This window comes from Mesorhizobium sp. M0701, from assembly GCF_040320365.1.
GTDB lineage: Bacteria > Pseudomonadota > Alphaproteobacteria > Rhizobiales > Rhizobiaceae > Mesorhizobium.
The window spans coordinates 1-13068 of sequence record NZ_JAMYPO010000054.1; the positions used below are offsets into that span (position 1 = coordinate 1).

Here is a 13068-nt window from a genome sequence, read left to right on the forward strand (position 1 = left end):
TCGCCTACAGAATCACACACCAACCCGACGCCGCAACTCACAGATGAGTCATCGACGCAACGAAAAGATGTGTGCATCCCCTAGCGTCACTTACGGGGAGAAATGCCCGGCAGGGCAATGAGGGGCGGCGCCGACTTTAACAATTGATGGACTCCAACACCAGTTGGAATCTATCAGGCATAAAAGCTCTCTCACCCGAGCCTGGCGTCGAGCGATACCTTGATGGCGCCGAGCGCCTTCGAGACCGGGCATTCGGCCTTGGCCTTCTCGGCCAATTCCTTGAACTTGGCGGCATCGATGCCCGGTACCTTGCCGACCAGGGTGATCGCGCTGCCGGTGATGCCAGTGCCGGGAACCAGCGTTACCACGGCCTTGGCGTCGAGTTCGGCGGCCGGGGTGCCGTTCTCGGCGAGGAAATGCGAAAGCTGCATGGCGTAGCAGCCGGCATGGGCGGCGGCGATCAGCTCTTCCGGATTTGTGCCGGATTTGCCGCTCTCGTCCTCGAAACGCATCTTGGCGGAATAGGGCGTGCCCTTCAGCGTCCCGCTCTGTGTATCGAGCGTGCCTTTGCCTTCCTTGAAACTGCCTTTCCAAACGGCGTTGGCGGTGCGGTCCATCAATTCCTCCTTGATTGTCGTGATTGAGCCCGTGATCGGCATCCAGTCGACTATAGCGCGCGCCGGAGCGAAGGCCACCCACGCTTTCGTATCGGCGGCAGCGTGACACATCATGTCGAGCGAAAAAAATTAAAAAAAATACGCGTGCAAAAATGTCGACTTCCATCTGTCCCGGCCGTCCTGCGGGCGGCCATGGACTTGGTGGCCGGATGGAGGACCACATGAACAACCTGTTTTCTGCTCACTGGACAAGCACCGGCCACAGGGCCGGTGAACAACAAGCCGACTGGTCGCGCCTGCAGCCTTCCGGCTTCGGCCGATTGCTTGCGGCGATTGCCATTATCGGGATTGCGGTATCTCTTCTCGACTATGCTGCGGCCGGTCTCGATTCTGCGGCAGGCAAGGGCTCCGCGGAGATTTCCGTAGCCTCGTCTTCGGCTTCAAGCCAGGAATGGAGATAAAAATGAAGTATGTTTGCCTGGTCTATGGTGAAGAAAAAGATCTCTACGCAATGACGCCCGAGAGGCTGGCCAAGCTCGACGCCGATTCGATGGCCCATGACCGGTCATTGGACCAACGCGGGATGCTGATCATCGCGCAGGCGCTGCAATCGGTGAAAACGTCGAAAACCGTTCGCAGGCGCAAGGGCAAGCGGCTGGTCACCGACGGCCCCTTCGCCGAAACCAAGGAGCAGTTGCTCGGTTTCGTCATGATCGAGGCCGAGAGCCTAGACGAGGCGCTGGAGATCGCGGGCGAGATTCCGCTGGCCGAAATCGGCACGATCGAGGTGCGGGCGATCTACAAGGTGCCCGGGTCATAGAGATGTCTCGATAGGTTCCTCCGCGGAGCGGCGGAGACCAACGACTGGCGCGGGCTTTCGTTTTCCTCATCGGACGCAACTTTCGCGTGTTGAAGCGAAGCAATACTTCTCCTATGGTCGCCGAGATCGGGGGATTTCGGGGCATGCATATATTGATTGCAGCAATCGGCCTGCTGGGGGCAGCGGCGTTCTGGTGGTACCGGCTGAAGACCATGAACGACGCGGCGCGTGAGGTTGCCGACGTCGTTGGCCGCGTGCAGGGCAACGTCCGCCGCAAGAAACTGCGCAAGCAGGCGGCGCTCTCGCCGCTGACGGCGATCGACGATCCGGTCGTCGCCGCCGCGACGCTGATCACCGCCATCGTTTCCGAACATGGTCCTGTGCTGCCGCAACGCGAAGCTGCCATTCGATCGGTGATCTCGGAGATTGCCGACAAAAAACAGACCGATGAAGCGGTGATCTACGCCAAATGGGCGGCATCGCAAATCGACGACGCCACGGTCGTCATCGACAAGCTGGCACCGTTCCTGCGCGAACGGCTCGACGCGGCCGAAAGGAGCGATCTGCTGCGGATGGTCAGCCGTACGGCGGAAGCCGGCGGACAAAACCTGCAGATTCCCGACCAGCGCATGCTGCGGCTGCGCCAGAAGCTGGGCTTCGAGGTGAACTAAGTTCCCTGACACGGAAATTTGGCAGACCGCATGGCGATTAAGCCGAGACGCCTGATCGCTTCAGGGCCTGTTTAGATCGCCTCGCCCTTCAACAGTTTCGGCGTGTCGCCGGACAGACCCGACGCCTGGCGGATGAAAAACCCCTTCAGCCGGGGCATGCGCTCGACGAGGCCGAGGCCGATGTCGCGCAAAGTGCGCAGCGGGCCGAAATCGTTGGAAAACATCCGGTTCAGCACATCGGTGGTGATGCCCATCTGCACCGTGTCGAAACGCCGCCATTGCTGGTAGCGCTCAAGCACGTCGAGCGCCCCGATGTCCTGGCCGAGCCGGTCGGCCTCGACCACCACTTCGGCCAGCGCCGCCACGTCCTTGAAGCCGAGATTGAGACCCTGGCCGGCGATCGGGTGGATGCCGTGGGCGGCGTCGCCGGCCAAGGCGATGCGCGGCGCGACGAAGGCGCGCGCAATGATCAGCCCTAGCGGCCAGGCACGCGGCTTGTCGGCGATATGAATTTCGCCGAGTTTCAGGCCAAAGCGCTGCTCGAGCTCATATTCCAGGACCAGCGCGTCGCCACTGACCAGTTTCTCGGCATCCTGCGACCGTTCGACCCAGACGATCGACGAGCGGTTGGTGCCGTCCTTGCCCGGCTTGAGCGGCAGCATGGCAAACGGGCCTGCGGGCAGGAAATGCTCTTCGGCGCGGCCGTTGTGCGGCCGCTCGTGCGCCACCGTGCAGACGATGCCGGACTGGCCATACTCCCATTTTACCGTCTTGATGCCGGCCATGTCGCGCAGCTTCGAGTTGACGCCGTCGGCGGCAACCAGCAGCCGCGCCTTCAGCGTCGCGCCGTCGGCAAGATGCACCGTTATGCCGGCGCCGTTGATGTCGAAGGCGCTGACGGCGACGCCTTCGATGATGCCGATGCCGAGTTGTTCGGCGCGCCGGCGCAAGGCGCCGTTCAAATCCTTGTTGGCGACCATATGCGCAAAGGGTTCGCCGGGCGCGACCTCGCCGTCGAAGGTGAGGAACACCGGGCGGACCGGATCGGATGTGCGCGAATCGGTGACAATCATTTCGGTGATTGCCTGCGCCTCCGGCGCGATCTCGTTCCAGACGCCGAGCTGGTCGAGCATGCGGCACGCGGCGGCGGCAATCGCCGAGGCGCGGCCGTCCTTCTGCCAGACGCCGGCCGGCGCGGCATCGACGACGGCGACGGCGAGGCTCGGCCGCGCCTGCTTCAGCGACACGGCGGCGGCCAAGCCGATATAACCGGCGCCGGCGACCAGAACGTCGAGCGAATTCTTGCTGTCGACCATGGGCAATTCCTTTCGCAGCCTGACTGTCGCCGGGCATTCCGCCCTTGACTGCCCGCTGTTCCTGTCGGAAACCGCCATGGTAATTTTGCGGCGAGGTCAAGATGACGGCAGCCATGGACGAGCTTCTCGGTATTCTCGACCTCGAGCAGCTGGAACACAACCTGTATCGTGGTCGCAGCCCCAAGCTCGATTGGCAGCGCATCTTCGGCGGCCAGACCATCGCCCAGGCGCTGGTCGCCGCGCAGCGAACGGTCGAGCCCGAGCGCCACGTGCATTCGCTGCATGGCTATTTCATGCGGCCGGGCGACACCAAGGTGCCTATCATCTACGAGGTCGACCGCATCCGTGACGGCGGCTCCTTCACCACGCGCCGCGTCGTGGCGATCCAGCACGGCCAGGCGATCTTTTCGCTGGAAGCCTCGTTCCAGCAGGATGAGGTCGGCCTGGAACATCAGGTGCCGATGCCGCAGGACGTGCCGGCGCCTGACACGTTGCTGTCGCAGCGCGAATTGCTGGGCAAGTTCGGCGAAGCCGTGCCCGACGGCATCAAGCGCTATTGGGAGCGCGACCGGCCGATCGAGATGAAGCCGGTGATGCTGAAGCATTATACCAGCCGGGAAAAGCTCGAGCCGAAGCAGTTCCACCGCAGCCATCCGCTCGACGACTGGATGCTGTACACGCAAGACAGCCCGTCGACGCAAGGATCGCGTGGCTTTACCCGCGGCTCGCTGTTTGCCCGCGACGGCACCCTGATCGCCTCGGTTGCCCAAGAAGGACTCATCCGGCTGAAGCGGCCGCCCGCGGAGTAGGCATTTTTCGAAATTTGCCTACTTTTTAAGCATATGCACTGCCGCGCCTGTGAACAGGCAGCTGCCAGACCTTCTCGATTTCGTTGTTTAACAACAGCTTAACACCCTGCTTCGGCAATTGGCACGGAGCTTGAATCCTAGCGGGCACTCTCCGGCTCTCATGGGGATCGGCGAAGTCGTGCAAACGCGGGGACCCGCAACAGCAAAGGGTGAAACCTTATGAAGATCGTGATGGCAATCATAAAGCCGTTCAAGCTCGACGAGGTGCGCGAGGCGCTCACCGCAGTCGGCATCCAGGGCCTGACCGTCACCGAAGTAAAAGGCTACGGACGTCAGAAGGGGCACACGGAAATCTATCGCGGGGCGGAATACGCGGTCAGCTTCCTGCCGAAGATCAAGATCGAAGTCGCGGTCGCTGTCGACATGGTCGACAAGGCCGTCGAAGCCATCACCGCGGCGGCCAAGACCGGCCAGATCGGCGACGGCAAGATCTTCGTTTTCGGCATCGACCAGGCGGTGCGCATTCGCACCGGCGAAACAGACACCGACGCGCTTTGAGCTGCGGATACGTATTCCAATGGAGAGTTCAATGAATATTCCTTCCACCTTGAAGATAACGGGACGCGCGGCCGTTTTAGGTTCGCTCGCTCTCGCTGCGCTGGGCACGGTTGCTGCGTTCGCGCAGGAAGCGGCACCGGCTGCCCCTGCGCCCGCGCTCGACACCGGCAACACAGCCTGGATGCTGACCTCGACGGCGCTGGTGCTGATGATGACCGTACCGGGCCTGGCGCTGTTTTATGGCGGCATGGTGCGCAAAAAGAACGTGCTCGCCACCATCATGCAGAGCTTTGCCATCACCTGCCTGGTGACGGTGCTGTGGTTCATGTTCGGCTACTCGCTGGCCTTCTCGGATGGCGGCGGCATGAATGCCTATCTCGGCGGCTTCTCGAAGTTCTTCCACAACGGCATCACCACCTCCTCGCTGTGGCTGCCGGGCGTGGCGAACATTCCTGAGTTCGTCTTCTCGATGTTCCAGATGACCTTCGCCATCATCACGCCGGCGCTGATTGCCGGCGCCTTCGCCGAACGCATGAAGTTCTCGGCGCTGCTCATCTTCATGGGCGCGTGGCTGCTGGTGGTCTACGCCCCGATCGCGCACTGGGTGTGGGGCGGCGGCTTCCTCGGCACAGCCGGCGTTCTCGATTTCGCCGGCGGCACGGTCGTTCACATCAATGCCGGTGTTGCCGGCCTGGTCTGCGCGCTGGTTCTCGGCAAACGTGAAGGCTACGGCACCACCAACATGGCGCCGCACAACCTCGTCTACTCCGTCATCGGCGCTTCGCTGCTGTGGGTCGGCTGGTTCGGCTTCAACGCCGGCTCGGAACTGGCCGCCGACGGCCTTGCCGGTGCCGCAATGCTGAACACCCAGGTTGCCGCTGCTGCTGCGGCGCTCGCCTGGATGTTCGCCGAATGGATCGTCGCCAAGAAGCCGAGCGTGCTCGGCATTATCTCGGGCGCCGTCGCTGGCCTGGTCGCGGTGACGCCGGCTTCCGGCTTCGTCAATCCGACCGGCGCCTTCATCGTCGGCATCGTCGCCGGCGTGTTGTGCTACGTCTCGGCCGTCAAGCTCAAGCACGCGTTCGGCTATGACGACTCGCTCGATGCGTTCGGCGTGCACGGCATCGGCGGCATCATCGGCGCGTTGCTGACCGGCGTGCTCGCCGATCCGGCGATCAACAGCCTCGGGGCGGGTGCCTCTGTCGGCAAGCAGCTCTACGGTATCGTCTTCACCATCCTGTGGACGGCGATCGCGAGCTTCGTGATCCTCTATATCGTCAAGGCGCTGGTCGGCCTGCGTCCTTCCACCCCGGAAGAGGTCGAAGGCCTCGACATCAGCCAGCACGGCGAAGTGGTGCCGTAAGGGTATTTGGCCGGCACCGGCGTTTTGCCGGTGCCGGGAAGATCCCGTCGTGATGCTCCCGAAAGGGCTCACGCCTTGTGGCCCGGAAGATTTCCGGGCCTCTTTTTTGCGCGCGGATGGCCGTGATGGCTCGATCACGGTCGCTTGATCAAGGTGCTCGATCCGCCGCCGGCGTGAAACATCGGCCGCAGCGGCTTCGAACTGTGGTGGCGGTCGCCCGTTCCGGTGACGCAGAATGCCCATGGTTAATGCGCCCTTAACCTTCCCGCCGCTAGTCTGACAGCCGAATCTGCCGTGTTGCGCGTCCGCGCCCGGCCGGGCAACGACAGACGAGGAAGAGCATGCGTTCAGGGGCTTCAGCACCGCTTGCGCTGGCCGATACGGAGCACGGCATCCGGTCGTTCGCGAGGCGCCAGGTCGGGCGGCTGGTCGGTGCCGGGCTGTTTGCTCTGGTTGGTTTCGGCGTCGCCGCCCTTGCCACCTGGAACGTCGCCGATCCGAGCTTTTCGCATGCCACCGACAATATTGTCACCAATGCAATGGGTTATGCCGGCGCCGTCTTTTCCGACATTGCCATGCAGTTCTTCGGACTTGCCGCCGTTGCGGCGCTGGTGCCGGCGGTGATCTGGGGATTTCTGCTGTTTACCGCGCGCGGCGTCGACCGGCTGCCGAAACGGGCGCTGGCCTGGTTCGGGTTTTCGCTGCTTGGCGCGGCAATTGCCGGCTGCGTGGTGCCGCCCAAGACCTGGCCGCTGCCGACCGGCCTCGGCGGCGTCTTCGGCGACATGGTGCTCAATATCCCGGGCCTGGTCATCGGCGGCTATCCGACCGGCCTCGTCGCCAGCGTGCTCGCCGTGCTCCTGGCAGCGCCGGGGCTGTGGGTATTCTTGTATGGCTCGGCGCTGATTTCGCGCAAGAACGGCTTTGCCGTCCTCGAACAGCCTGCAGTGCCCGATCCGCAGGACGACCTGCTTTTCGACAATGAAGAGGACGAGGGCGACGAAGGTATATTGGCGCTTGGCGCCATCACCCACTGGTGGCTGTCGCTGCGGGCCTATCTGCGCCGCCGCGCCGCGCGCCGGCGCGAGCGCGACGATTTCGAGCCGGAGATGGAACCGCGCCCCAGCGCCTGGCGGCGGGCGGCCGAACGGGTCGAATCGGCCGAGTTCGCCGAGACGCGGATGAGCCCGGGCGGGCGCGCCCGCGTCGAGCCGGAATTCTTCGCCGCCATGGTCAACGACCGCAGTGCCTCGATCGACCCTGACGATGCCGACGTCTTCGATAACGACGACAATGACGACGACATGGATTTCGCGCCCGAGCCGGCCGGCCAGCGCCGCGCCGCGCCAACGGCCAAGGTGCAGAACTTCCGTTCCGACGCGGCGACACGCGTCGAGGCGCCGGCGCCGCGGCCGGCCCCCGGCGCGCGCGTCCAGCGCGAGGCGCAGACTTCGCTGATCGGCTCGGAAAAATTCGAGATGCCGTCGCTGCACTTCCTGTCGGAACCAAAGAACGTGGTGCGCGACGCCAGCCTGTCCAAGGACGCGCTGGAGCAGAACGCCCGCCTGCTCGAGGGCGTGCTGGAGGATTTCGGCGTCAAGGGCGAAATCATCCATGTGCGTCCGGGTCCGGTCGTCACGCTCTACGAGCTGGAACCGGCGCCCGGCATCAAATCGTCGCGGGTCATCGGCCTGTCCGACGACATCGCCCGCTCGATGAGCGCCATCGCCTGCCGTGTCGCCGTGGTGCCCGGCCGCAACGCGATCGGCATCGAATTGCCGAACGCCAGGCGCGAGACGGTCTATTTGCGCGAGATCATGGCCAGCCGCGATTTCGAAACCACCAAGGCCAAGCTGGCGCTGGCGCTGGGCAAGACCATCAATGGCGAGGCGGTGATCGTCGACATCGCCAAAATGCCGCACGTGCTGGTCGCCGGCACCACCGGCTCGGGCAAGTCCGTCGCCATCAACACCATGATCCTGTCGCTGCTCTACCGGCTGACGCCGCAGGACTGCCGGCTGATCATGATCGATCCAAAGATGCTGGAGCTCTCGGTCTATGACGGCATTCCGCATCTTCTGACGCCGGTCGTCACCGATCCGAAGAAGGCGGTGGTGGCGCTGAAATGGACCGTGCGGGAGATGGAGGACCGCTACCGCAAGATGTCCAAGGTCGGCGTCCGCAACATCGACGGCTTCAACGCGCGCGTGCAGCAGGCCGAGAAAAAGGGCGAAAGGATCTCGCGCACCGTGCAGACCGGCTTCGACCGCCAAACCGGCGAGGCGATCTACGAGACGGAGAACCTCGACCTCGAGCCGATGCCCTACATCGTCGTCATCATCGACGAGATGGCCGATTTGATGATGGTCGCCGGCAAGGACATCGAAGGCGCGGTGCAGCGCCTGGCGCAGATGGCGCGCGCCGCCGGCATCCATGTCATCATGGCGACGCAGCGGCCGTCGGTCGACGTCATCACCGGTACCATCAAGGCGAATTTCCCGACCCGCATCTCGTTCCAGGTGACATCGAAGATCGACAGCCGCACCATCCTGGGCGAGCAGGGCGCCGAACAGCTGCTCGGCATGGGCGACATGCTCTACATGGCCGGCGGCGGCCGCATCCAGCGCGTGCACGGTCCCTTCGTCTCCGACGACGAGGTGGAGAAAATTGTCGCGCATCTGAAGCTGCAGGGCGTGCCGGAATATCTCGACGCCATCACCGAGGACGACGACAAGGATGACGATGAGCCGTCGGGCAAAGGCAGTGGCGGCGGCGACGGCGGCAATTTCGAGGATTCCGACGATCCCTACGACCAGGCGGTTGCGGTGGTGCTGCGGGACGGCAAGGCCTCGACCAGCTACATCCAGCGCCGGCTCGGCATCGGCTACAACCGCGCCGCCTCGATCATCGAGAAGATGGAGAAGGAAGGCATTGTCGGCCCGGCCAATCATGCCGGAAAACGCGAAATCCTGGTGCCGACGGAGGACGACAAGTTCTAGAGCGCATCCGCGCCGGCAACTTTGAACCTTTTGGCGCGTTGCAACGGACGGGCGCCGTGCGGTCCGCCAAACTTAAGCCCAACTGGGGGGCCAGACCAATATAATGAGCAAGCAATCAGATGATGGTGACCGGCATGAAAAACGCAACTCTCGCCCCAAGCAGGGATTTCGCCCCAACCCGCCGGCAGGTGCTCGGCCTCGGCCTGGTCCTGGCCGGTGCGGCGGCCGCCAACCTCGTGCCCGGCGTCCAGTTGCTGGCGTCGGCGCAAGCAGCGGTTCCGGCGACGGCGCAGAAGATCGCCGATCATTTCTCCTCGGTCAAATCGATGAGCGGCGAGTTCGTGCAGTTCGGACCCAAGGGCGAGCAGACCGGCGGCAAGTTCTTTCTGGAACGGCCGGGCAAGATCCGCTTCAATTATGACGGCGCCTCGAATTTCAGGGTGATTTCCGACGGCAAGTCGGTGGTCATCCTCAACAAGAAGCTGCGGACCTCCGACCTCTACCCGCTGTCGAAGACGCCGCTGAAGCTGCTGCTCGACGACAAGATCGATCTGTCGGGCGGGCGCGTCAGAAGCGTCAAGGAAGAGGACGATCTCACCACCATCCAGCTTGCCGACAAATCGGTGTTCGGCAATTCGAAGATCACCATGATGTTCGATCCGAAATCTTATGAATTGCGGCAGTGGACCATCACCGATGCGCAAGGCAAGGACACGACGGTGATGATCTTCAACACCAAGGAGGGCGTCAGCTTCGCCCCCGACACCTTCGCCATCGACTATACGGCGAACCGCGAGCTGAACACCAAGACGCGGTAACTTCCTACTGCTGCGGGATGGTTTTTCCGCGTTGGTGCGGGCGGCTTGTTTTTGCGGTGCGCGGCTGGCAGTAGTTTCCGCGATTGACTTCCGTCGGAGCCATCCGGCGGATATTGCGTTGTCCGGAACCCCACATGCCGTTTTCCGTCGCTACCTGGAACATCAACTCCGTCCGGCTGCGCATGCCGATCGTCGAGCGCCTGCTGGTCGAGCAGGCGCCGGACGTGCTCTGCCTGCAGGAAACCAAGGTTCCGGACGAATTGTTTCCGGAGAAGGCGTTCCGCAAGCTCGGCTACGAGCACATCGCCTTCCATGGCCAGAAGGGCTATCACGGCGTTGCCACCATAGCGCGGCGGCCGATCGAGGTGGTCGAAAAGCGCCGCTTCTGCGAGATCGACGACAGCCGGCATCTGTCGGTCACCGTCAACGCCGGCGGCAAAACGATCCTGCTGCACAATTTCTACGTTCCGGCCGGCGGCGACGAGCCCGACCCGGCCGTCAACCGCAAGTTCAAGCACAAGCTCGATTTCGTTGCCGAGATGAACGCCGTGCGGGCCGAGCATGACGAGCACTCCGGCTCGATCCTGGTCGGCGACCTCAACATCGCGCCGCTCGAGCACGATGTCTGGTCGCACAAGCAGCTCCTCAATGTCGTCAGCCATACGCCGGTCGAGACGGAAAACTTCGAGGCAATGCGGCTCGCCGGCGACTGGATCGACCTGATGCGGCTCAATGTACCTTACGAGGAGAAACTCTACACCTGGTGGAGCTATCGCGCCCAGGATTGGCAGGCCTCAAATCGCGGCCGCCGCCTCGACCATGTCTGGTCGTCGCCAAACCTGGTGCCGCATTTTGCCGGCTATGAAATCCTGCGGCCGGCGCGCGGCTGGGAGCGGCCCTCGGACCATGTGCCGGTGATCGGGCGTTTCAACCTGGATTAGCTTTGTCTCGCCCTAACAACTCAGCGAAACCTGAAGCTATCCGCGATGTAGTCGGGACGGGCGTTCAGCGTGGCGAAAACGTCCTCCAGGTCAGGCGCCCCCGCCAATATGCCCGACAGGACCAGCGTCGTCGCGACGCCGACGCCGTTGCCGCCGGCGATGTCGTGCTCGACGCTGTCGCCGACGCAGACCACGCTGTCGCGCTCCGGGTGGCCCGCCAGTGCCAGCGCTGCCTCGAATATCTGCGGATTGGGCTTGCCAATGCGCACCACGCTGCCGCCGAGGCTCTCATAGAGATCGGCGAGCCGGCCGGCGCCGAAGCGAGGGCCGACGGCAGTCAGCATGATCTTGTCGGGATTGGTGCAGAAGCATGGCACCCGCCGCGCCGCCGCCGGACCAAGAAGCCGGCGATAATGGTCGAGGTCGTAGCGATCGCCCTCGCTGGCGGAAATCAGCACCAGTTCGGCATCGTCGCCGTCCTTGGCCAGGACGAAGGGCAGGCCGTCGACAGCCGAACGGTCATTGTCGCGGCGGATCAGCAGGCATTTTGTCTGCGGGCGCAGGGCTCCGGATGCTGCCATTTGGTGGAAGGAGCGCCACGCCACCTCGCCGGAGGAGACAAAGTGATCCCAGCTTCCCGGTTCGAAGCCGAGCTTCAGCAGGCGGCGCTCATTGGGTTGCGCCCGCTTGCCGGAATTCGAGATCAGTACGATGGTCTTGCCGGCGCGCTTGAGTGCCGACAACGCTTCGACAGCACCTGGATAGGCGCTGGTGCCGTCGTGCAGCACACCAAATTGGTCGAGCAGGAACACCTGATAGCGGTCGGTCAGCGCGGCGATGCCGTCGAGGTGTTGAATTGCCTTGGCCGTCATAAAAGCCCCGCTGCGCTTGCGCCCATCAGCGCCAGCCGCGCCGTGCCGGCAGCGGCCTCCTCCGAAAGAGCCGGCACGAGAGCGACGCCAAGCTTGCGCTGCCGGATCGCTGTCCAGGCCGGATTGGCCGCACCGCCGCCGACGCTCCTGACCGATGTCAGCCGGGGGGCGCCGAGTTCGGCAAGCCGGCGATAGCCGAGCGCTTCGATCGCCGCAATACCCTCGAACATCGCTTTCAGATAGTCGGCGTCGTCGGCGGGCCGCGGCTCGAGGCGCGGCGGCAGCGCCGGATCGGCTATGGGGAAGCGTTCGCCCGGCGCCGGCAGCGGGTAATAATCGAGGCCGGTCTTCGTCGCCGGGTCGATTTTTTTGCTGAGTTCGACAATGCGGGCGACGGGGAAATGCTGGGCCAGCACCTTGCCGCCGGAGTTCGAGGCGCCGCCCGCCAGGTAGGTGTCACCCAGCCGATGGCTGTAGATGCCGAATTGCGGCGCCGAGATCGGCCGGTCGGAGAGGATCTTGATGGTCAGCGACGAGCCGAGCGCGGTAACGCCGTCGCCCGCGGCACTCGCACCGGTCGCCAGGAATGAGGCGCAGCCATCCGTCGTGCCGGCAACGATAACCACGTCGCGCGGCAGGCCGAACATTTTCGCAGCGCTGGCGGTGAGCGTGTCCGTGACATCGCCCGGCCGCACGACGCGGGGCAGGAATTCCATGCGCACGCCGGTCGCCGCGATCCAGTCCGGCCAGCGCCGGGCCTCGACGTCGTAGCCGGTCTTCAGGGCGTTGTTCTCGTCGCTGACATCGAAGCGGCCGGAAAACTGTCCGGCGATCCAGTCTGCCTGGTGCAGCACAGTGGCGACGCCGGGCAGGTGCTGGAAAGACAGCGCCTTGGCGAGACCGGAGGTCGCCCCAAGTGCAGCGCTCGTTGCCGGTGCCGCGCCGGCTATTGCTGTCAGAATAGTGTCGTCAGCGACCTTGTCGTTGTACATCAGCGGTTCGGCCAGCGGCCGCCCGGCGCCGTCGACCGGCAGCAGCGTGCCCGACGTACCGTCGACGGCGATCGAGCGCACTGCCGCGCGATCGATACATTTGAGCAGTTCCGCCAACGTCGCGCCGACCGCCTCCCACCATATGGCGGGGTCGCGGCCGTTCGGCCCAAATCGCTCGAGGGCAATAGCGGAATGCGCGGCAATGGAAAAGTCCGGACGCATGGCGACGGCGCGCGCGCCGGATGTGCCGATGTCGATGCCGATGGCAAGCGGACCAGACGAACGCGGCATG

At 64.0% G+C, this 13068-nt stretch carries 13 protein-coding genes; 9 read left to right on the forward strand and 4 right to left on the reverse strand.

What is annotated here, in order from left to right:
* Positions 1 to 191: 191 nt before the first annotated feature.
* Positions 192 to 617 carry an OsmC family protein gene (locus NKI24_RS31425; protein WP_031212702.1) on the reverse strand — a complete coding sequence of 142 codons (426 nt, stop codon included), beginning with the start codon at positions 615 to 617 and terminating at the stop codon, positions 192 to 194.
* 221 nt (positions 618 to 838) lie between these two features.
* Between NKI24_RS31425 and NKI24_RS31430 the strand changes: the two genes are divergently transcribed.
* From NKI24_RS31430 to NKI24_RS31440, 3 genes are all read left to right on the forward strand, one after another.
* A complete protein-coding gene (locus tag NKI24_RS31430) occupies positions 839 to 1078 on the forward strand; it encodes a hypothetical protein (protein WP_352450153.1) in 240 nt (79 codons plus the stop codon).
* Positions 1079 to 1080: 2 nt separating this feature from the next.
* Positions 1081 to 1437 carry a YciI family protein gene (locus NKI24_RS31435; protein ID WP_352450152.1) on the forward strand — a complete coding sequence of 119 codons (357 nt, stop codon included), beginning with the start codon at positions 1081 to 1083 and terminating at the stop codon, positions 1435 to 1437.
* 143 nt (positions 1438 to 1580) lie between these two features.
* Positions 1581 to 2108 (forward strand): hypothetical protein, encoded by a 528-nt coding sequence (locus tag NKI24_RS31440; protein WP_352450151.1) that lies wholly within the window; start codon positions 1581 to 1583, stop codon positions 2106 to 2108.
* Between the two features lie 71 nt (positions 2109 to 2179).
* Here NKI24_RS31440 and NKI24_RS31445 read toward each other — a convergent pair whose 3' ends face one another.
* A complete protein-coding gene (locus tag NKI24_RS31445) occupies positions 2180 to 3424 on the reverse strand; it encodes a ubiquinone biosynthesis hydroxylase (protein WP_352450150.1) in 1245 nt (414 codons plus the stop codon).
* A 101-nt stretch (positions 3425 to 3525) separates the two neighbouring features.
* Here NKI24_RS31445 and NKI24_RS31450 point away from each other — a divergent pair, with 101 nt between their 5' ends.
* The 6 genes from NKI24_RS31450 (at position 3526) to NKI24_RS31475 (ending at position 10912) form a co-directional block, all read left to right on the forward strand.
* A complete protein-coding gene (locus NKI24_RS31450) occupies positions 3526 to 4233 on the forward strand; it encodes an acyl-CoA thioesterase (RefSeq protein WP_352750305.1) in 708 nt (235 codons plus the stop codon).
* Between the two features lie 219 nt (positions 4234 to 4452).
* Positions 4453 to 4791 (forward strand): P-II family nitrogen regulator, encoded by a 339-nt coding sequence (locus NKI24_RS31455; RefSeq protein WP_023679755.1) that lies wholly within the window; start codon positions 4453 to 4455, stop codon positions 4789 to 4791.
* Positions 4792 to 4840: 49 nt separating this feature from the next.
* Positions 4841 to 6154, forward strand: a complete 1314-nt coding sequence (locus NKI24_RS31460; RefSeq protein ID WP_352750321.1) for an ammonium transporter — start codon at positions 4841 to 4843, stop codon at positions 6152 to 6154.
* A 341-nt stretch (positions 6155 to 6495) separates the two neighbouring features.
* Positions 6496 to 9153: a DNA translocase FtsK gene (locus tag NKI24_RS31465; protein ID WP_352750306.1), complete on the forward strand. Its 2658-nt coding sequence runs from the start codon at positions 6496 to 6498 to the stop codon at positions 9151 to 9153.
* A gap of 134 nt (positions 9154 to 9287) precedes the next feature.
* Positions 9288 to 9971, forward strand: a complete 684-nt coding sequence (locus NKI24_RS31470) for an outer membrane lipoprotein carrier protein LolA (protein WP_352470783.1) — start codon at positions 9288 to 9290, stop codon at positions 9969 to 9971.
* Between the two features lie 134 nt (positions 9972 to 10105).
* Positions 10106 to 10912, forward strand: a complete 807-nt coding sequence (locus NKI24_RS31475) for an exodeoxyribonuclease III (RefSeq protein WP_352450145.1) — start codon at positions 10106 to 10108, stop codon at positions 10910 to 10912.
* Between the two features lie 20 nt (positions 10913 to 10932).
* On the opposite strand, the gene NKI24_RS31480 is transcribed toward NKI24_RS31475, so the two are convergent.
* On the reverse strand, positions 10933 to 11784 hold the full coding sequence (locus tag NKI24_RS31480) for a TIGR01459 family HAD-type hydrolase (protein ID WP_352750307.1): 852 nt from the start codon (positions 11782 to 11784) through the stop codon (positions 10933 to 10935).
* Positions 11781 to 13067, reverse strand: a complete 1287-nt coding sequence (locus NKI24_RS31485; protein WP_352748457.1) for an FGGY-family carbohydrate kinase — start codon at positions 13065 to 13067, stop codon at positions 11781 to 11783. The genes NKI24_RS31480 and NKI24_RS31485 overlap by 4 nt, the downstream gene beginning before the upstream one ends.
* Position 13068: the final 1 nt, after the last annotated feature.